This is a genomic window from Pseudomonas rhizoryzae (genome assembly GCF_005250615.1).
In the GTDB taxonomy this organism is placed as follows: Bacteria; Pseudomonadota; Gammaproteobacteria; order Pseudomonadales; family Pseudomonadaceae; genus Chryseomonas; species Chryseomonas rhizoryzae.
Map to the genome: position 1 here is coordinate 74,481 of NZ_SULM01000004.1, position 19,682 is coordinate 94,162.

A 19,682-nucleotide genomic window follows, 5' to 3' on the forward strand; every position below is an offset into this window, starting at 1 on the left:
CGCACAAATGTGACTGCCACGCGACGGCCGACGTCAGCGGCGCGGTCGGGTCCAGAGTTCGGTTGGGCGCGGCTCGTTGCGCTGGTGCCGGGAGAGCATGGCGCGGGCCGCACCGCGACAGACCAGCCGCAGCTTGTCGGCGGTGCTGGTGCTGACCCGCTGGTCCCAGGCATGGGCACCTAGTTGCAGTACGTGTACGCCGATCTCGCGATAGACGCCGCGGGCGGTGGCGATGGCCCAGGCCGAGCGCAGGGGGAGGGCGGCGATGCCCTGGCGCGCCGAGTCGTAGTAGGGCTCGGCGAGTCGCACCAGGCGTTCGGCCAGTTGCGCCACGGCCGCGCGGTGCTGGGGTTCCGCCAGCTCGGCAGCCGGCACGCCGAGTTCGTCGAGCCACTGCCGGGGTAGGTAGATGCGGCCGATGCGGGCGTCCTCGACGATGTCGCGGGCGATGTTGGTGAGTTGGAAGGCCAGGCCCAGGTCGCAGGCGCGATCCAGGGTTTCCTCGTCTGTGGCGCCCATGATGCGCGCCATCATCACGCCCACCACCCCGGCGACGTGGTAGCAATACTCCAGGGTGTCTTCCAGCTCCACATAGACTCGCTCTTCCACGTCCATGCGAAAGCCGGCCAGATGGTCCAGCGGCAACGCCAGGGGGATGCCGTGGCGCTTGACCACGCGCTGGAAGGCGGCGAAGGCCGGGTCGCTCAGGGGCTCGTCGGTGTAGGCGGCCCGGGTCAGGCGTTCCAGCTCGGCCAGCCGTGCCTGGCCGGCGCGCCGGTCGCCGTCGACCTGGCCATGGCCCAGTTCCTGGCCGTCGATGACGTCGTCGCAATGGCGGCACCAGGCATAGAGCAGCACCGCGCTCTCGCGGGTCTCGGGGGCGAACAGCTTGGCGGCGGCGGCAAAACTCTTGGAGCCGACGGCGATGCTCTGTTCGGCGTGGTCGACGACGTCGTTCGTGGCGGTCATGGCTGGCCGTGCTCCTCGAGGATGACGCTGGCGGTGGCCTTGGCCGACCCCACCACGCCCGGTACGCCGGCGCCGGGATGGGTGCCCGCACCGACCAGGTAGAGGTTGGGAATGACAGTATCGCGATTGTGCGGCCGGAACCAGGCGCTCTGGGTGAGGATGGGTTCCAGGGAAAAGGCCGAACCGAGGTGGGCGTTCAGCTCCTGGCGGAAATCGGCCGGGGTGAAGATGCGCGAGGTGACCAGGTGCTCGCGCAGGCCCGGCATGTAGCGTTCTTCCAGGTAGGCGAGGATCTTGTCTCTCAGGCGCGGGCCTTCGACGCTCCAGTCGACGTCGGCATTGCCCAGGTGTGGCACCGGCGCCAAGACGTAGTGAGAGCTCTGGCCGGGTGGCGCCAGGGAGGGGTCGGTGACGCAGGGCGAGTGCAGGTAGAGCGAGAAGTCGTCGGGCACGCCGGGGCCCTTGAACAGCTCGTCGATCAGTCCGCGATAGCGCTGGCCGAAGCAGACCATGTGGTGCTCCAGGCCCACCGGCGGCTGGTTGAGGCCAAAGTGGATGACGAACAGCGACATGCTGTGTCTCTTGCGCTTGAGCCTGTTGCTCTCGACCACCCCATGGGTGTGATGGCCGAGCAGCTTGCGATAGGTATGCACCACATCGGCGTTGGAGGCCACCAGGTCGGCGTCGAGCCGGCTGCCATCCGCCAGGCAGACACCGGTGGCGCGATTGCCCTCGGTGAGGATGCGCTCCACCGGTGCGTTCAGCCGCAACTCACCGCCCAGGTCGGCGAAGAGCTTCAGCAGTCCCAGGACCAGTTGATGGGTGCCGCCTTTGGCGAACCAGACCCCCCACTTGCGCTCCAGCGCATGGATCAGCGCGTAGATCGAGGAGGTGGCGAAGGGATTGCCGCCCACCAGCAAGGTGTGGAACGACAGGGTCTGGCGCAGTTTTTCGTTCTTCACGAAACCCGAGACCTGGGTATAGACGCTGCGCCAGGCGGTGAGCTGGGCGAGCTTGGGCGCGGCGGCGAGCATGTCGCCGACCTTGAGAAAGGGCTTGGCACCGAGGCGCAGATAGCCTTCTTCGAAGACCGCCTGGGAATAGGCGAGGAAGCGCTGGTAGCCGGCGACGTCGTCCGGCTCCAGGGCGCGGATCTGTTCGTCCAGCCGGGCCTGGTCGTTGACGTAGTCGAAGCGGGTGCCGTCTTCCCAGCACAGCTGATAGAAGGGGCTGACCGGCAGCAACTCGACGTAGTCGCTCATCTTCCTGCCACTCAGCGCGAAGAGTTCCTCCAGCGCCGAAGGATCGGTGATGACGGTGGGGCCGGCGTCGAAGGTGAAGCCGGCGTCGTGATAGACGTAGGCGCGACCGCCCGGCTTGTCGCGGCCCTCGATGAGGGTGGTGGCGATGCCGGCGGATTGCAGGCGAATCGCCAGGGCGATACCGCCAAAGCCAGCGCCGATGACGATGGCCCGCTTGGGCGCGTTACCTTGGGTCATGGTGCTTCCTTGAACTGAGGAGGACGAGCCAGGGCGGCATCCAGCGCCGGTTTCAGCGGTACCGGCGGTTTGCCGGAGAGGATGCGCAGCCGATCGAACGAAGTGAGGCGACCCGCATAGAAGCGCTGGATCAGCGGTTCGGCGAGGCCATAGAAACGTTGCATGACGCGCACCCGATGCTCGGGGCGGCCGGCCAGGAAGAGCATGCGGTTGAGCAGGCGGAAGAAGCCCTGGCGCTGCCAGCGTCGCCGCGCGTAGGCGTGCAGGCTGTGGCGCAGCGCCTCGGTCGAGGTGAAGGCTTGGGCGGCCAGGTGTTCGGCCAATTGCACCGCTTCGGGCAGCGAGTAGCCGGTGGTGGGGTGGAACAGGCCGGCTGCCAGCCCTATGGGGGCGCCGGCCTCGACGTTGCGCCAATAGTGTTCGAGGTCGCCGCCGAGGGTGATGGGCAGGACGCCCTGTTCTTCGCGCAGCACCTCGGCGATTTCCCAGCCTTGGTGATCGGCGTAGTCACGGAGGTGTTGGCGCAGGCGCTCGACCGGCAGACTCTCGCCATCGGCGTAGTAGGTGTCTTCGATGAGCAGCCGATCCGGCGCCAGGGGCAGGCTGTAGACGAAGCGATAGCCATCCAGCTGGTTGACCGTGGCGTCCATCACTATGGGTTCGGCGAGGCCGTGGGGACGGGCGAGGCGCACCTCCTGGCCGAGGAATTTCTGGTAGCCCAGCCAGAGCGCCGGGTCGCTGCGCGGCCCACGCGCATCGATCACCGTGCTGGCCTGCATGGCTGAGCCATCGGCGAAGACCACGCCGTCGTCTTCCAGGCGTGCCACCGCGCGCCCCAGCAGCAGGCGCTCGGCCGGCAGCCGCGTGCGCAGGACCTCGTCGAAACGCTCGGCACTGATGCTGGCATAGCCGCTGCCGAGGTGACGGCGGCGATGGGGGAAGCGCACCTCGTAGCCGGGCCAGCGATGGGCGACCAGCGGCGCGATCCAGGCATGTTGCGCCGGCGTCAGGTCCGGCTGGTGGAAGGACCAGGTATGGTTGCCGCCCAAGCGTGGCTCGGCTTCCACCAGTCGCCAGTCCACTTCCGGACGGGTCTCGGCCAGGCGCAGGGCGAGCAAGCCGCCGGCCAGGCCGCCGCCGACGATCAGCAGCTCAGGACGCACGGTCAGCTCCTCGTTGCGCCAGGCCATCGACTAGGCGCGCCGCCGCGGCGACGCCACCGGCGGCTGCGGCGATGGGCACGAAGCGTTCGGCGGCCCGGCGATAATCGGGATCGGCCAGCACCACGCCGAGTGCCTGAATGATTCGTGCCCGGCTGGCCAGCCGCGGCGCCAGGCACAGGCCGGCGCCAACCCGCTCCAGGCGACGGGCGATGCCGGGTTGGTCGAACACCATGGGCAGCGCCAGCATGGGTTTGCCGGCGGCCAGGGCGTCCAGCACGGTATTGAAGCCGCCGTGGGTGATGACGGCGTCGGCGCGGGCGATGGCGGCTTCCTGGGGGGCGAAATCGGTGACCCAGGTCGCGCCGTCGTCCAGCAGGCGACGCTCGGCGTTGGCATCGAGGCGACCGCAATGGGCGATCAGCACCTGCACGTCCAGTTGGCGACAGGCCTGGGCGATGCGGCGGAACAGCGGCAGGCGTCCGCCCTGCAGGGTGCCGAAGGAAGCGAAGACGAAGGGCCGGCGCGGATCGATGTCCAGTGCCAACCGTTGCTGCTGGACCCGGGGCGAGCGCAGGGGGCCGACCTCATGGAAATTCGGCGGCGGCGCACGCCGCGGGAAATCGAAACCCGGCAGGCACTGGCTCAGTTGCAGAAGGGGCGAGAAGCAATCGTCCAGTGTCCGCCGGTCACCGAGGCCGAAGGCCTGGGCGTGGCGCTGGATGACCTTGCCCTGGGCGCGCATCATCAGGTCGAACACCTGGGTCGCGCCCTGGACGATCTGCCGGTCCCGCTCGGTGCTGGGATAGGCGAAGGGCAGGGTGGGCAAGGGCAGATGGGGCTCGCGATTCATTGGCACGGCGCAGGCCAGCGACGCATAGGGCAGGCCGAGGTGCTCGCCGAGCAGGCCGCCGGCGGGCTCCATCTGGTCGGCGATCAGGCAGTCGACGCCCAGGTCGCGCAGCGCGGCCGGGCCTTCGCGGCAAAACAGCTCGGTATTGCGCGCCATGTCGGCGATCACCCCGAATACCGCCCAGGGTTGGCGGCTGGCGGTGCGGGCCAGGATTGGTGCCAGGCTGCCGCGTGGATGGCTATCCGCGCCTATGGCCTGGAAGTCGATACCGGCCGGGCGTGTCCGCTCGCCGACGTCCGCCTGGTGCAGCAGGGTGACCCGATGGCCCAGCGCGACGAGGGCCTCACCCAGGACCAGGTGGGTAGACAGGTGGCTCGGCAGCGGCGGCGAGATCAGAGCGACATGCATGGCGGCGTCCGGTCGGGTGTCGGCCACTATGGGCGCCGGGACGCGGTGGCGTCCAGCAACTCGGCCTGGCGCAACTGGGCCAGATTGGCCGAGCCGGTGCAGAAGCAGGCGATGCGCAGTTGCTCGATCACCACGCGGAAATGCGCGATCACCGCCTCGCTCGACTGGGTCGCGCCGGGAAGGGCGGCGGCGGCTTGCCCGGCGAGGTCCGCGCCGAGACGGATGGCCTTGGCCACGTCGATGCCATCGCGAATGCCGCCCGAGGCAATCACCGTCGCCTGTGGGCAGGCCGCACGTACCTGGCGCAGGCTTTCGGCGGTGGGAATGCCCCAGTCGGCGAAGGCGCGGGCAATGGCGCGCTGACCATCGTCACGGGCACGCTCGGCTTCCACCGCGGCCCAGCTGGTACCGCCAGCACCGGCCACGTCGAGCACGGCTACGCCGACATCCGCCAATTGACGAGCGACGCGGCCCGAAAGGCCCGCGCCTACCTCCTTGACGACGATCGGCACGGCGAGATGTGTAACCAGGTTTTCCAGGGCTGCCAGGATGCCCCGCCATTCGCGGTCACCGCCGGCTTGCACGGCTTCCTGCAAAGGATTGAGGTGCACGATGAGGGCATCCGCCTCGATCATCTCCACGGCGCGGCGGGCTTCGTCGAGTCCATAGCCGGCCACCAGTTGCGCGGCGCCGAAGTTGGCCAGCAAGGGTACGCCAGGGGCCAGCCGACGCAATTCGCCGGTCAAACCCTGATCGCCGCCCTGTTGCAGCGCGATGCGCTGGGAGCCGACGGCCAGGGCGATGCCCAGGGTCTGGGCCGCCTCGGCGAGATGGCGATTGATCAGCGCGGCCCGCTCTGGACCGCCGGTCATGGAGCTGATCAGCAGGGGCGCCGCCAGGGGGCGGTCGAACAGCCGGCTGCGCAGGTCCACCTGATCCAGGTCCAGTTCGGGCAGGGCGCAATGGCTGAAGCGATAGTCATCGAAGCCCGTGGTGACGGCGCTCCGCGCCTTGTGGGGATCCAGCACGATGTCCAGATGGTCGTTCTTGCGACTTGCCAGTTCCCAATCCACCATGTCTTCTAGAGTCCGCCCTGAATGACCTTTCGTCGGTCGTTGTGGTCTGGTAGGGGACAACGGGTTCGCTTCGCGAAGGACCTATCCACCGAGGGTCGACCGTTCGTCGGTTCCTCACCTGGAGTATCTCGACTCATGGCGACCGTATTAGTGCCAAACGCGACAGACAATTTTGCCGCTACCTTGCAGTGGCAGCGTACCCGTATTGACGAGCGCCTGGCAGAGCTATTACCGGCCGGTGATGATCCGGTCGCTGCCGCCATTCGCGATGGCGTCCTCGCGCCCGGCAAGCGGCTGCGTCCGCTGTTGATGATCCTGGCCGCCGAGGACCTGGGGCAGCCGGACGAGGCCGTGTTGGACCTGGGCTGTGCGGTGGAAATGGTGCATGCGGCGTCGTTGTTCCTCGATGACATGCCCTGCATGGACAACGCCCGCCTGCGCCGCGGCCGCCCCACGCTGCATGTCCAGTACGGCGAGGACGTCACCATGCTGGCCGCAGTGGCGCTGCTCAGCCATGCCCTGCGCTTGGTCGCCGGGCTGGACGGCGTACCCGCGGAGACCCGCACCCAGATGGTCTGCCAATTGGCCGATGCGGTCGGCACGGCGGGGCTGGTCTGCGGCCAGTATCACGACCTGCACGGTGGTCGCCAGGCACGTCCGGCCGATGCCATCGCCCTGACCAACCAGCTCAAGACCGGCGCGCTGTTCTCCGCCGCCCTGGGCATGGCCGGTGCCACCCTGGTGACCACCGCCCAGCAGCGCGAGGCCTTCCACGTCTTCGCTTGCCAACTGGGCCTGGCCTTCCAACTGCTCGACGATCTCGACGACGGCAAGGGCCTGGGCAAGGACGCCGGTAAGGATGGCGACAAGTCCACCCTGGTCAGCCTGCTCGGCCGCGAGCATGCCCAGCGCCAATTGCAGAGCCATCTGCGGCAGGCCCACGAGGCCCTGGCCGAGGCCGGTTGCGCTGCTGGGGCTCTGGCGGGGTTGCTCGATATCGTCTTTCGTCCTCGTTGAGGCGAATTCTCCAGGCTTGGATCGTCTAACCCCTCGATAGCCTTTTTTCGAGAGGAGCGTTGAGATGTCGAAGTGGAAGATTGCCTACAGCAACACTGATGGCAACACCTCGGTGGTTTCCATCGAAGCCGACCAGAAACCTGACATGGAGCGCGTTGCCCAGATCGTGCGCGACGATGCGTTGGAAGAGTACGACGACAGCGAAGTACCGCGGGACTACGACGAGCCCACCGTAGCCCTGCTGGAACGCCACGGGATCACCATCACCGGGATCACCGAAGAAGGCTAATCCTCGTGGCATCTGGCCCTAGCGCAGGGGCCAGATGCCGCCATCCCCCACCACAAAGATCTTGCGCGCCGGGTCCGGCGCCAGCAGGTACCCACCGGTGAAATCGCCGAAGGCCGGCAGGATCAGCACCTCTTCGTTCTCCAGGCAGAAGCAGGGCAGGCGCAACGCCTGGCGCCCGCGACCCTGCAGGCGAAACGCCGGATGGATATGCCCGGCCAACACCGGCAAGCGCGGGTGGGGATCGGGCTCGTGTTGCAGCGACAGACCATCCAGCTCCAGCGGCTCACCGACCACGTCGATGCCCAGCGCCGCCGGCGGATCGCCCGCGCGCCTATCGTGGTTGCCGCGGATCAGCAGCATGCGCAGGCGAGACTGGCGCTCGCGCCAGCGCTCCAGGGTGTCCAGGGTCAGGGGCGCGCGGGATTCGGGGGCATGGAGGAAGTCGCCGAGGAAGATGATCTCGCGACAGTCGTAGCGCTCCAACAAGCCGTCCAAACGGGCGATGTTGCCTGCCGTGGTGCCATGGGGCACCGGCTGGCCCAGGGCGCGAAAGGCCGCTGCCTTGCCGAAGTGGATATCCGCTACGAGCAGCGCCTGGCGCGCCGGCCAATAGATGGCTTTTTCCGCGAGCAGCCAGAGTTCGACAGTGGCGAGAGTAAGGACGTGATGGGCAGGCATGATGGATCCGACGATTGACTTCCCTTCTGATGATGCAAGGCGCTCAGGGTTCAGCAGCGTTGCGTCTAGCGCAACACAGGCGCCGCGATTCCTTATTGGTTGGGGGCCTAAGGGCAAACCATACTCCAAGCGAAGGAATCCAGGACCCAACCCGGAGCGGAGTCTATGACGGCACTGTGGACACGGCTGTACCAGCAGGCACAAGAGCAGGCGGCGCGCATGCCGCGACTGGCCGGCTATCTCGAAACCCGGGTATTGCGCCACGACTGCTTCGCCGCCGCCCTGGCCGATCGCCTGGCCCAGGGACTGGCGCAACCCGCCGCCGGTGTCGAGCTGCAGGGCTGGTTCGCCGAACTGCTCGATCCAGACATTCTCGCCGCGGCGAGCGCCGATCTCGAGCGGCTGGCCCGCATCAATCCCGCCTGCCCGGACGAACTCTGCGGCTTTCTCGAATTCCGTGGCTTCCTCGCCGTCCAGGCCCAACGGTTGGCGCATCGGCTATGGTTGGCCGGCGAGCGTCACGCGGCGGTGCTGCTGCAAAACTGGAGCGCCACGGCCTGGGGCCTGGATCTGCACCCGGCAGCCCAATTGGGCAAGGGCCTGTTCGTCGATCATGGCCTGGGCCTGGTGATCGGCGAGACAGCCGTGGTGGAAGACGAGGTCAGCCTCTGGCACGGCGTTACCCTGGGCAGCACCCTCAACGAGAGCGGTGATCGCCATCCGAAGATTCGCCGGGACGCCCTGATCTGCGCCGGAGCCACGGTACTCGGCAATATCGAGGTAGGTGCCGGTGCCCTGGTGGCGGCCGGCGCCGTGGTGACCCGACCCGTGCCCCCAGGGCGGGTAGTAGGCGGCGTACCGGCACGCGACCTGGGGCCGGTTCCCGCGGCGCTGGGTGCGCTGCAAGCAGCGGAGGAACTGTAATGGCCCTGGCCCAACGACGTTTCGGTATCGATCATCCCCTGGTCAGCGTGCGAGACCACGCCGCCGCCTTGGCCAACTATCAACGCCTAGGCTTTGCCCCTTCGCCCATCAGCTACCACCCCTGGGGCACCGTCACCAGCCTGATGATGTTTCCCAGCAACTTCATCGAATTGATCGGTGTGGCCGATCCCGCCAAATTCGGCACCGGCGCGGTGGACGGCTTCTGCTTCGGTCGGCGCCTTGGCGAATTCCTCGCGCGGGAGGAGGGCGTGTCCCTGGTGGCGCTGCACAGCACCGATTGCGACGGCGACCATGCCGAGCTGGTCGCGCGCGGCCTCGCCAGCCAGGGGCGCATCGATTTCCGTCGGGCCATGCGCCTGCCCGATGGCAGCCCCGGCGAGGCGGTGGTCTCCCTCGGCCTGTTCCTCGACGACCAGTTGCCGGACGTATCCAATTTCATCTGCCACCAGCACCGCCCGGAACTCATCTGGGTACCCGGTTGGCAGCAGCATCCCAATGGCGCCCTGGGCATCGACGCCCTGACCTACGTGGCCGCCGAGCCCGGGCTTTTGGCCACGCGCTGGCGCCTGCTCTATGGCGAGACGGCAGTAGTGCACAACGGCGACTCGATCCAGGTCGACAGCGGCTGCGGCCTCTTGCGGGCCCTTACGCCTGAGCAGGCGGCCGCCGAGTATGACGCGGTCGGCCTGCCGCAGGCGCGGGCCGAGCGGCCCCATGCCATCGCCATCCGCGTGGCGGTGGCGAGCCTGGCGCGGGTGCGCGAGGTGCTGAACGCCAGTGGTATCGAAGGCATGGAGCGGGGCGGTTGCTTGCAGGTGGCGCCTGAGCACTGTGGCAACGTCATCCTGGAATTCGCCGAGCGCTGAGGTGGGCAGGGATCATCGCGGCCATGGGCCGCTCCTGCGGGAGTCTGGAGTTCTTGTAGGAGTGGTCGCTACGGCGAACCTTCGCTAGGCTGCATGGCCGTGTCAGGACAGTCGTCACCAAGGCAGCGGCGCGATGCTCGATCAGGTTCTCGCCGGGTGATGGAAACGAACGCCCGCTCGCCGAGCTCCCTCTCCCCTCGGGAGAGGGTTGGGGTGAGGGCGCCCCTCGCCACGAAGTCCCCAGTGGAAAAGGCTGCGCCGTTTTCCACGCCACGGGATAGGCACCCGCGTAGGTTGGGCTGAGCGCAGCGAAGCCCAACGGACCTGCCCCTTATCGCACCGTTGGGCTTCGACGATGGAGCCGTCTCAACCAACCTACAGCGGCCCCTGGCCACGATCCTGGCAACGGCGAGACAACCTATGACCACCATTGAGCCACGCAAGGTGCGCCGCCGCCGGTAGCCCGGTAAACTGGCCGTTCACTAGAGTCCGGAGCGACCCATGTCGACATCCTTCGCCCAGATGCTGGAAAACATCACCCCCGATATCTACGAGGGCCTCAAGCTGGCCGTGGAAATCGGCAAATGGCCCGATGGCCGCAAGCTGAGCCGCGACCAGGTGGAGCTGTGCCTGCAGGCGGTGATCGCCTACGAGGCCAAGCACCTGCCCGAGGACCAGCGCACCGGCTACATGGGGCCCCAGGAGTGCGCCTCCAAGTCGGCGCCCATCGAGAACATCCTGTTCAAGTCCGACGCCATTCACTGAGCGTCCGCGCGTTGCCCGACGAGGTGCCCTTCGCTCAGCGAAGAGGCACCTCGCGCATTTTGAAGAATCGAGAAACATCACCGTGATGACCGAACTGGGCCGTGGCGCCCTGCGCAAGATGGCCGTGACCCTGGCCGACCCCGTGAACTACGCCTTCCGCCTTGATGACCAGGAGGTGCCGGTCAATCCGCTGATCGGCCGCCGCGTGCGACTCGAATACCTGGGCGCCATCCATTGCACCCACTGCGGCCGCAAGACCCGCAAGAGCTTCAGCCAGGGCTACTGCTATCCCTGCTTCACCGCCCTGGCCCAGTGCGACAGCTGCATCGTCAGCCCGGAGAAGTGCCACTACGAACACGGCACCTGCCGCGAACCGGAATGGGGCGAGGCCCATTGCATGGTGCCCCACGTGGTCTACCTAGCCAATTCCTCGGGCCTCAAGGTGGGCATCACCCGCGCCACCCAGCTGCCCACCCGCTGGATCGACCAGGGCGCCTACCAGGCGCTGCCGATCCTGAGGGTCGCCACCCGCCAGCAGTCCGGTCTGGTGGAAGACCTGCTGCGTAGCCAGGTGGGCGACCGTACCAACTGGCGCGCCATGCTCAAGGGCGTCGCCGCACCGGAAGACCTGGTGGCGGTGCGCGAGCGCATTTTCGACGCCTGTGCCCAGGGTCTCGACGACCTCCAGGGCCGCTTCGGCCTGCAGGCGATCCAGCCGGTGGTCGACATGGCACCCATCGAGATTCATTATCCGGTGACGGTCTATCCCACCAAGGTGGTCAGCCAGGATCTGGAAAAGACCCCCGTGGTGGAAGGCACGCTCTTGGGCATCAAGGGTCAATACCTGATGTTCGACACCGGCGTGATCAACATTCGCAAGTACACGGCCTACCAGCTGGCCGTGTCCGTTTCCGAGTAAGGATGTAAGCCCATGCGCACCGACCAGCCCCAGACCATCTACCTCAAGGACTACCAGGCGCCCGAGTACCTCATCGAGGAAACCCGGCTGAGATTCGAGTTGCACGACGACCAGACCCTAGTGCATGCCGAATTGCGGCTGCAGCGCAACCCGGCGCGTGGCGCCGGCCTGCCGCCGCTGGTCCTGCACGGTGAGGAACTGGAACTGCTGGCGGTGGCCCTCGATGACCAGGCTCTGGCGGCCGGTGACTACCAGGTCGAGGCCGGCAGCCTGACCCTGCACCCGCAGGGTGACGCCTTCGTGCTCAAGACCTCGGTACGCATCCATCCCGAGAGCAATACCGCCCTCGAAGGGCTGTACGTGTCCGGCAAGATGTTCTGCACCCAGTGCGAGGCCGAAGGCTTCCGCAAGATCACCTACTACCTGGACCGGCCGGACGTGATGAGCGTCTTCACCACCACGGTGGAGGCCGACAAGGCCAAGTACCCGATCCTGCTCTCCAACGGCAACCCCGTTGCCAGCGGCGATGTCGAGGGCGGTCGCCACTGGGCCACCTGGGAAGATCCCTTCCCCAAGCCGGCCTACCTGTTCGCCCTGGTCGCCGGTGACCTCTGGTGCGTGGAAGACAGCTATCGCACCGGCAGCGGCCGCGACGTAGCCCTGCGCATCTATGTCGAGCCGGAAAACATCGGCAAGCTGCAGCACGCCATGGACAGCCTGAAGAAGTCCATGCGCTGGGACGAAGAGGTCTATGGCCGCGAATACGATCTGGACATCTTCATGATCGTCGCGGTGAACGACTTCAACATGGGCGCCATGGAGAACAAGGGCCTCAACATCTTCAACTCCAGCGCCGTGCTGGCCAGCCCGCGCACCGCTACCGACGCCGCCCACCAGCGCGTCGAGGCCATCGTCGCCCACGAGTACTTCCACAACTGGTCGGGCAATCGCGTGACCTGCCGCGACTGGTTCCAGCTATCGCTCAAGGAAGGCTTCACGGTGTTCCGCGACGCCGGCTTCAGCTCCGACATGAACTCGCCGACGGTCAAGCGCATCGAGGACGTCGCCTTCCTGCGCACCAACCAGTTCGCCGAAGACGCCGGCCCCATGGCCCACCCGGTGCGCCCGGATCACTTCATCGAGATCTCCAACTTCTACACCCTGACGGTGTACGAGAAGGGCGCCGAGGTGGTGCGCATGCTGCACACCCTGCTGGGCCCGGACGGCTTCCGCAAGGGCACCGATCTCTACTTCGAGCGCCATGATGGCCAGGCGGTCACCTGCGACGACTTCGTCAAGGCCCTGGAAGATGCCAACGGCGCCGACTTCAGCCAATTCAAGCGCTGGTACAGCCAATCCGGTACCCCGCGCCTGGCGGTCAGCGACAGCTACGATGCCGCGGCCAAGACCTACAGCCTGACCTTCCGCCAGAGCTGCCCGCCCACCCCGGGCCAGCCGACCAAGGAACCCTTCGTCATTCCGGTCCAGTTGGGCCTGCTCGATGGTCAGGGTCGCGAGCTGCCGCTGCGCCTGGCAGGCGAGGGCGCGGCCCAGGGCACCGACCGGGTCCTGTCGGTCACCCAGGCCGAGCAGACCTTCACCTTCGTCGACGTGCCCGAGCGGCCGCTGCCTTCGCTGCTGCGCGGCTTCTCCGCGCCGGTCAAGCTCAGCTTCCCCTACAGCCGCGAGCAGCTGACCTTCCTCATGCAGCACGACAGCGACGGCTTCAACCGCTGGGACGCCGGTCAGCAGCTGGCCGTGCAGGTACTGCAAGACATGATCGCCGGCCAGCCGCTGGATACCCGCCTGGTGGAGGCCCTGCGCACCGTCGCCGCGGACGAGTCCCTGGATCCGGCCATGGTCGCCGAGATGCTCTCGCTGCCGGCCGAGGCCTACCTGGTGGAACTGGCCGAACAGGCCGATCCGAGTGCCATCCACGGCGCCCGCCGCCAGGCCCGCCGCGCCATCGCCGAGGCCCTGCGTGACGTGCTCTGGCAGCGCTATCGCCGTGCCCGCGAGGAGTCGCGCGCCACGCCTTACCAGGCCAGTGCCGACCACATCGCCCGCCGCAGTCTGCAGAACGCCGCCCTCGGCTACCTGATGCTGCTGGAAGAGCCGGAAGCCCGCGACGCCGCCCTGGAGCAATTCGATAACGCCGACAACATGACCGAGCGCCTGGCCGCCCTGAGCGCCCTGGTCAATTCCGGCTTCGAACAGGAAAAGGCCGACGTCCTGGCGCGCTTCTTCGAAGAGTTCAAGGCCGATCCGCTGGTGATGGACACCTGGCTCAGCGTCCAGGCATCCAGCCCGCTGCCAGGCGGCCTGGCGCGCGTCCAGGCGCTGATGGAAAACCCGGTCTTCACCCTGAAGAACCCCAACAAGGTCCGGGCCCTGATCGGCGCCTTCGCCAACGCCAACCTGGTCAACTTCCACGCCGAGGACGGCAGCGGCTATCGTTTCCTGGCCGACCAGATCATCACCCTCAATCGCCTCAACCCGCAGATCGCCTCGCGCCTGCTCACGCCCCTGACCCGTTGGAAGAAGTACACACCGGAACGCCAGGCGCTGATGCGTGCCGAGCTGGAACGCATCCTGGCCAGCGGCGAGCTGTCCAGCGATGTCTACGAGGTGGTGAGCAAGAGCCTGGCGTAATACGGCCTGACCGAGCGTTGGTCTGCGGTGCGCGCCGCAGGCCAACAGCTTCAGTTGCACTATCTCCCTCCCGCGTTTTCCTGCTGCCTTCTGCAGTACTCATCACCGCCCGGTGCTCTAGCGAGCGGCTTTGGCGGGTTGCCAGTAGCGGCTGTTACGCCGAGTTGACGCTGTCCTCTGCGTCGCCCCTCCGCTGGAAAAGCCCTCGCTCAGGCCCTTTACAGGCGAATCGTCCCTGCAAATCTGCCGCTTGGCTGCTGGAGATGATCTAAGGTGATGATTTGTATTCAAATCACTTTCTTTCGGGCTGAGCGTCCCGGCGTGGATCCCATCCCGCTGAAAGGTGCCGGCCAGCCACTGGGGCTAGCTCTCGAGATTGATTTCAAGACCTACCAGGCGGCGTTACCGGTGTAGCGAACGGAGCAGCAGATGGATCATGCACGGCTGATGGATTGGGGATTCTTCCTGATTACCCTGTGCAACATATTGCTGATCGCCCTGGTCGTGTTCCTCCTCTGGCAGCGCTACTTCCCCAGCGACGCCACGCCCAAGATCGAACCTGCCAGCGAGGAGCAGGCCCCTGCCGTCCCGGAGGAGGTTGGCAGCCTGCCTGCCGATACCCAGCAGGAGCCGCCACCCAGCCGCCCAGCTGCGAACCGTAGCCTCGACATTTTCGACGAAGGTCCGGAAGAGGTTTACGACGAAAACTATCCCACCTGGAAGAAGAGCGACGATCCCTATGTCGCGGAGTTGCTGTCGCATCGCGAAGCCTTGGAGCTCAAGGTGGACAACATGGTCGCGAAGCTCGCCCGCGCCCACAAGGTGGTGACCGGGCTGCGTGCCCAGAATCGCGAGCTGCGCGCTTCCGAAGCCCACGCCCAGCGTCTGCAGGAAGAGTTGACTCGGACCCAGACCACCCTGAGCCAGATCCGCCAGGAGCGTGATGCCCTGATGGTGGAAGTCCAGCACGTTCGCAAGCCGGATTGAATGTCGGCGAAGTCGCAGAGACGCCACGACCCTAGCGCCCGGCACTGGAGCATTCCCTGTGCCAATTGGGGTCATTGACACCCCAGGCACGTACGCTGGTCCTGGAAGGCTTGATCTCGCTGATCGAAGCGGATAGCAAGGTGAAAAGCGCCGAGTTAGAGCTGTTGGGACTGTTCTGTACCGTACTTGAACTGCCGTTTTTGCTGATCGAAGATAAAGTTCCGCCAACCGATGACTTGATATCGCCAAAAGGCAACCTTCTGGCGATTAGTGGCTAAGTGATATCGATTTAAGTTGGCCGCCGTGGCGTATGCTCGCCGCGGTGATAACCGGTTCTCAAAGCAAGGAAGGGTCATGAAGTTCCTCGTGGTAGACGACAGCAAGGCGGTGCAGACCATCATCAAGCGCATCCTCGCGAATACCGGTTACAAGGATGCCGAGCTGCGGGTGGCTTCCACCGGAGAGGAAGCCCTGACATTGTTGCAAGCCTGGACGCCCAACCTGGTGTTGACCGACTGGCACATGCCCGGCATGACTGGCCTCGAATTGCTCCAGGCGATCCGCCAAAGCTTCAGTACCGATATCCATGTCGGCTTCGTCACCACCGAGTCCTCGGCGCGCCATGTCGAGGAGGCCTATCGCAATGGTGCCTCTTTCGTCGTCACCAAGCCCTTCACCCAGGAAACCTTGCAGCAGGCGGTGCTCACGGTGCTGCAGGATGGCGCCAGTGCCGAGAAGGCCATCGAGTCTTCGGGACGGGAAAGCCTGTCGGTACCGGTACGCTTCAATCCCGATCCGCAGGTCATCCACAAGCTGCTGGGGCTGTCGTCGATCGTCTGTCATATCGAGCCCATGGCGCCTATTCCGGTCGATCGCCTCAGCTTGCCTTATCTGATCGGTATCTACAGTCATCCGCAGAGCAAGGCATTGGAAGCGGTGTGCCTGCTGGACCTCAATGCGGCCTGTATCCTGGGCGGCTCGCTCGCCGGATTCTCGCCAGCGGTCATTCACTCCGCTATCGCCAGTGCCACCTTGAGCCGGGAAATCTACGAGAATGCCGCGGCCTTCCTGGCTGATCTCAATGGGATGATTTCCGCGGGCAAGGGCGGCGCGCCGCTCGTCCTCAGCACCAGCCATCTGGTCCAGAAGCCCTTCGAGAAACTCTACAGTCTCTGGCGGCAGAACAACGGACGTGCCGATTTCAGCCTGTCCTTCCCAGGACTGGGTGACGGCTTCATTGCCTTGCTGTTGAGCTGAGCGCCATGGCCGACTCGCGGTTCGTCGAGTGGGGTTTTCTGCTGGTTACCGCGTCCAACGTCCTGCTGATCGCGTTGGTCTTGAGCTTGCTCTGGCAGCGGCTTTTCCCGCGTGCTGCCCCGGTTGTCATCGCCGAGGCCGGTGAAGCCAACGAAGCTTCCACGTCCGATGCGCCGGCCCAGGTCGCCGCGGGATTGATCGAGTCGGCGCAACGGCAGAACGTCGTGCCGCTGGGGCAGACCATGACCGACAGCCTCGATCTGGTCGGCCGGCTCGACGAGGTCGATGGCGCCGCCTATCCCGATTGGAAGAAGACCAATCAGCCGCAGATCGATGACCTGCTCTCCAATCGTGAAGAGTTCGAATTCAAGCTGGGCGATCTCAAGGCCAAGCTCGATCGGGCGCACAAGCTGGTCACCAATCTGCACAGTCAAAATCGCGAGATGCGTGGTGCCGAAGCCAACTTGCGGCGCATGACCCAAAGGCATGATCGCTTGCAAGACCAACTGATCGAGACGCGCCAGGAGCGCGACGGACTAAAGGCGACCGTGGAGCGGTTGGGTATCGAGCTTGCGCAACTGCGGCGGCAGCACAATGTACCCGTGGAAGTAGCGGCGTCCGAGGTGGACGAGGAGGTCAAGCACGAGCTGGAAACCCTGCGCGAAAGCCTGGAGGAAGAGCGCGCCAAGCTGTCGCGTACCCTGGTGGAAAAGCAGTTCATCGAGCAGGTGTATATCGATACCGATGCCGTCACCGACGACTACCAGGCCTTGCAGCGCGAACACGCTGCGCTGCGGGAGCAGTTGCAGCTCCTGCAGGCCAGGTTGGAGACCAGTCAGTCGGCGTAGAGGGCATCGCGTATGGCATCGGGGAAGGGACCGGCCATGCCGGCGATGGCCGTGTTGGTCAGGATCACCACGCTCAGCTCGCGGGCGGGATCGATGAACCAGGCGTTGCCGTAGACGCCACCCCAGCGCAAGGTACCTGGCGTCTGCGGGGTCGTCGCCAACTGCGCATCGCGCAGCACGGCGGCGCCAAGGCTGAAGCCCCAGCCCGGCGCATCGTCGCGTTGCAGCCCGGGTATCTGGTCTTCCACGAACAGCCGCTGGCTGGCCGGCGATAGCAGCAGGCCCTGCCGCACGCCCTCCAGAAAGGTCAGATAGTCCCCCGCGCTGCCTTGCATGCCGCCGCCACCGGAAGGAAAGGCGTCCGCCGAGAAGGCCCGTGCCGGCGAATAGAGGATGCCGCCCGTCGGCATGGGCAGCAGATAGGGTTCGCTCATGGGCTCGGGGCGGGGATAGCCGTCGCGATAGGCCGTGGCGAGACGCCCGGGATCGGTCACCTGGAAGGAAAGGTCGCTCAGCCCGAGCGGGATCGCCACCTCAGAGTTCACCACCTCGGGCAGCGGCAGGCCGGTAGCGGCCTGCAGGACACCGCCCAGCACATCCAACCCGAGGGAATAGCACCAGGCACTGCCTGGCGGGAAGTCCAGCGGAACCCCGGCCAGGCGGCGCAGGTTCTCGTCCAGGGTCAGGGGGGCGCCATCGAGGCCGTCGGATACCCCGGCGCGATGGTAAGGGCCGTCCGCGTCTTCACTGAAGCCGTAATGCAGACCGGCGGTGTGGCTCAGCAATTGCGCCAGGGTAGGCACTGCCGGAGTGCCATCGGCCAGCCGCGTGGTGAAATAGGGCAGGTAACGGCTGACTGGGGCGTGCAGGTCCAGACGGCCCTGATCGGCGAGACGCAGCGCGGTGACGGCCACCAGGGGTTTGGTCAGGGAGGCGAAGCGGAACAACTGATCCTCTTGCATCGCGCGTCCCGCTTCCCGATCGGCGAAACCTGCCGCCCGGTGATACACCAGCCGTCCCTGGCGAGCGACCATGACCACGGTACCGACGATGCGCTGTTGGGCGACGGCGCGCTCCAGGATCGGATCCAGGCGCGCGGCCAGTTCGGCGTCTTGGGTCTGGGCGAGGGGGGCACCCAGGCCGAGGCCGAGCGCACTGGCGAGCAGTAGGGAAGACATCTGGTTTAAGCTCCTTGCCGATACTGGCAGACCAGCCAAAGGAGGAATCCTCGCATGATTCGCGACATTTTGAAGATGGGTGATCCACGCCTGCTGCGCGTAGCACCGCCGGTTGCGGCCGAACGCCTGGGCTCGCCTGAGCTAAAGGCGCTGATCCAGGACCTGTTCGAGACCATGGCCGCCGCCTCTGGCGTGGGCCTTGCCGCGCCGCAGATCGGCGAAGACCTGCAGCTCATGGTGTTCGGCTTCGAGCGCAATGCACGCTATCCGCACGCGGCGCCGGTACCTCTGCAAGTCCTGATCAATCCGCGGATCGAGGTGCTGGATGCCACCGAGGAACTGGGCTGGGAGGGTTGCCTGTCCATTCCCGGACTACGTGGCGAGGTACCCCGGGCGCGGCGCATTCGTTACCGGGGTGTGGATGGCGAGGGTCGACCGGTGGAGCAGGAGGCCGAGGGCTTCCATGCCCGGGTGGTGCTGCACGAATACGATCACCTGATCGGTCGTCTCTATCCCTCGCGCATCCAGGACTTCGCCCGCTTTGGCTTCAGCGAGGTGCTGTTTCCCGAGTTGGAACCCGCGGCGCAACGCTAGGCCTCGAGTTGGGCCCGTACCGCTGCCGCCAACTGAGCGAAGGGTACGGCACCATCCAGAGCCTGGGCCGCTTCGATGGGCGCCGCTGCGGGTCGTAGCAATAGGGTCGGTACCGCGGTGATTCCCAGGGCTTCGGCGCGGTCCTCGGCATGCAGGACCAGGTCGGTGTAGTCGCCACGGCTCAGGCTGCTTTCCAGCGCCTGGGCATCGAGACCGCTGCGCCGGGCCAGCTCGCTGAGTACGGCCAGGTCACCGATGTCGCGGCCATCCTCGAAGAACGCCTGGAACACCGCCAGGTGGAAGGGCTCGAAGTGGTCATGCTCACGCGCGAATTCCGCCGCCTCCAGGGCCAGCCGGCTACGCGGTTGCACCGGTGGCAGCCGTAGCGTCATGCCGTATTCGGCCGCCAGCGGATAGACGGCCCGGTCCCAGGTGCGCCGCAGATAGTCACCCGCCGGATCGAGGGTAGGGGTGGGGTCCGGCCGCAATTCGAAGGCGTGCCACTCGATCGCCAGGCGGTCGCCGAATTCCTTCTGCAATCGCACCAGCTGAGGCAGTGCCAGATAACAGAAGGGGCAGACGTAATCGCTCCAGACATCCAGACGAACGCGCGGGGAGGCGGTCATGGCAGTGCTCCGGAAGGGCATGGTGACCGTCGGACCACCATTGGCCGTGGATGTTCGCTTGAAGCACCTATTACCGGAGCAGGGGCTGTACAGCAG

General features: G+C 66.2%; 20 protein-coding genes. 12 read left to right on the forward strand and 8 right to left on the reverse strand.

The features are described 5' to 3' along the window. Window positions 1-33 precede the first annotated feature (33 nt). Genes FAZ11_RS06920 through fni form a run of 5 tightly spaced genes read right to left on the reverse strand, consistent with a single transcriptional unit; the run spans window position 34 to window position 5,965 of the window. Window positions 34-969, reverse strand: coding sequence for a phytoene/squalene synthase family protein (locus FAZ11_RS06920; protein ID WP_058774010.1), 936 nt, complete (start codon window positions 967-969; stop codon window positions 34-36). Continuing rightward, the gene (locus FAZ11_RS06925; RefSeq protein ID WP_058774009.1) at window positions 966-2,468 is read right to left on the reverse strand and encodes a phytoene desaturase; all 1,503 of its coding nucleotides are present in this window, start codon (window positions 2,466-2,468) and stop codon (window positions 966-968) included. Before FAZ11_RS06925 ends, FAZ11_RS06920 begins: the two co-directional genes overlap by 4 nt. Next, window positions 2,465-3,658: a lycopene beta-cyclase CrtY gene (crtY, locus tag FAZ11_RS06930; protein ID WP_081320072.1), complete on the reverse strand. Its 1,194-nt coding sequence runs from the start codon at window positions 3,656-3,658 to the stop codon at window positions 2,465-2,467. The genes FAZ11_RS06925 and crtY overlap by 4 nt, the downstream gene beginning before the upstream one ends. Continuing rightward, entirely contained in the window at window positions 3,621-4,889 is a 1,269-nt protein-coding gene (locus FAZ11_RS06935; RefSeq protein ID WP_058787330.1) for a nucleotide disphospho-sugar-binding domain-containing protein, read from the reverse strand. The genes crtY and FAZ11_RS06935 overlap by 38 nt, the downstream gene beginning before the upstream one ends. Before the next feature lie 26 nt (window positions 4,890-4,915). Then, window positions 4,916-5,965, reverse strand: coding sequence for a type 2 isopentenyl-diphosphate Delta-isomerase (fni, locus tag FAZ11_RS06940; protein ID WP_058773533.1), 1,050 nt, complete (start codon window positions 5,963-5,965; stop codon window positions 4,916-4,918). Window positions 5,966-6,100: 135 nt separating this feature from the next. Between fni and FAZ11_RS06945 the strand changes: the two genes are divergently transcribed. Together FAZ11_RS06945 and FAZ11_RS06950 are read left to right on the forward strand one after the other, a co-directional pair. After that, window positions 6,101-6,982: a polyprenyl synthetase family protein gene (locus FAZ11_RS06945; RefSeq protein ID WP_058773532.1), complete on the forward strand. Its 882-nt coding sequence runs from the start codon at window positions 6,101-6,103 to the stop codon at window positions 6,980-6,982. Window positions 6,983-7,046: 64 nt separating this feature from the next. Next, window positions 7,047-7,271, forward strand: coding sequence for a hypothetical protein (locus tag FAZ11_RS06950; protein WP_058761015.1), 225 nt, complete (start codon window positions 7,047-7,049; stop codon window positions 7,269-7,271). A gap of 18 nt (window positions 7,272-7,289) precedes the next feature. Here FAZ11_RS06950 and pdeM read toward each other — a convergent pair whose 3' ends face one another. Next, window positions 7,290-7,949, reverse strand: a complete 660-nt coding sequence (gene pdeM, locus FAZ11_RS06955; protein WP_058773531.1) for a ligase-associated DNA damage response endonuclease PdeM — start codon at window positions 7,947-7,949, stop codon at window positions 7,290-7,292. A gap of 165 nt (window positions 7,950-8,114) precedes the next feature. On the opposite strand from pdeM, the gene FAZ11_RS06960 reads away from it, so the two are divergent. From FAZ11_RS06960 to FAZ11_RS06995, 9 genes are all read left to right on the forward strand, one after another. Further along, complete coding sequence (locus tag FAZ11_RS06960; RefSeq protein ID WP_058773530.1) at window positions 8,115-8,873, forward strand: serine acetyltransferase domain-containing protein; 759 nt, start codon at window positions 8,115-8,117, stop codon at window positions 8,871-8,873. After that, the gene (locus tag FAZ11_RS06965; protein WP_058773529.1) at window positions 8,873-9,760 is read left to right on the forward strand and encodes a VOC family protein; all 888 of its coding nucleotides are present in this window, start codon (window positions 8,873-8,875) and stop codon (window positions 9,758-9,760) included. The genes FAZ11_RS06960 and FAZ11_RS06965 overlap by 1 nt, the downstream gene beginning before the upstream one ends. A 501-nt stretch (window positions 9,761-10,261) precedes the next feature. Next, window positions 10,262-10,525, forward strand: coding sequence for a YeaC family protein (locus FAZ11_RS06970; RefSeq protein WP_058761011.1), 264 nt, complete (start codon window positions 10,262-10,264; stop codon window positions 10,523-10,525). A gap of 85 nt (window positions 10,526-10,610) precedes the next feature. Further along, window positions 10,611-11,444 (forward strand): DUF2797 domain-containing protein, encoded by an 834-nt coding sequence (locus FAZ11_RS06975; protein ID WP_058773528.1) that lies wholly within the window; start codon window positions 10,611-10,613, stop codon window positions 11,442-11,444. 12 nt (window positions 11,445-11,456) lie between these two features. Then, complete coding sequence (gene pepN / locus FAZ11_RS06980; protein ID WP_058773527.1) at window positions 11,457-14,096, forward strand: aminopeptidase N; 2,640 nt, start codon at window positions 11,457-11,459, stop codon at window positions 14,094-14,096. 429 nt (window positions 14,097-14,525) lie between these two features. After that, window positions 14,526-15,083, forward strand: a complete 558-nt coding sequence (locus FAZ11_RS06985) for a hypothetical protein (RefSeq protein WP_058773526.1) — start codon at window positions 14,526-14,528, stop codon at window positions 15,081-15,083. Window positions 15,084-15,193: 110 nt separating this feature from the next. Then, window positions 15,194-15,361, forward strand: a complete 168-nt coding sequence (locus FAZ11_RS24660) for a hypothetical protein (protein WP_158295293.1) — start codon at window positions 15,194-15,196, stop codon at window positions 15,359-15,361. Window positions 15,362-15,437: 76 nt separating this feature from the next. After that, window positions 15,438-16,340: a response regulator gene (locus FAZ11_RS06990; RefSeq protein WP_058761005.1), complete on the forward strand. Its 903-nt coding sequence runs from the start codon at window positions 15,438-15,440 to the stop codon at window positions 16,338-16,340. 5 nt (window positions 16,341-16,345) lie between these two features. After that, complete coding sequence (locus FAZ11_RS06995) at window positions 16,346-17,188, forward strand: hypothetical protein (RefSeq protein WP_058773524.1); 843 nt, start codon at window positions 16,346-16,348, stop codon at window positions 17,186-17,188. On the opposite strand, the gene FAZ11_RS07000 is transcribed toward FAZ11_RS06995, so the two are convergent. Beyond that, window positions 17,176-18,366, reverse strand: a complete 1,191-nt coding sequence (locus FAZ11_RS07000) for a serine hydrolase domain-containing protein (RefSeq protein ID WP_058773523.1) — start codon at window positions 18,364-18,366, stop codon at window positions 17,176-17,178. The genes FAZ11_RS06995 and FAZ11_RS07000 overlap by 13 nt on opposite strands. A gap of 54 nt (window positions 18,367-18,420) precedes the next feature. On the opposite strand from FAZ11_RS07000, the gene def reads away from it, so the two are divergent. Beyond that, window positions 18,421-18,960, forward strand: coding sequence for a peptide deformylase (gene def, locus FAZ11_RS07005; protein ID WP_058761002.1), 540 nt, complete (start codon window positions 18,421-18,423; stop codon window positions 18,958-18,960). On the opposite strand, the gene FAZ11_RS07010 is transcribed toward def, so the two are convergent. Then, window positions 18,957-19,586: a DsbA family oxidoreductase gene (locus tag FAZ11_RS07010; protein WP_058773522.1), complete on the reverse strand. Its 630-nt coding sequence runs from the start codon at window positions 19,584-19,586 to the stop codon at window positions 18,957-18,959. The two genes, def and FAZ11_RS07010, sit on opposite strands and share 4 nt — an antisense overlap. Window positions 19,587-19,682 lie beyond the last annotated feature (96 nt).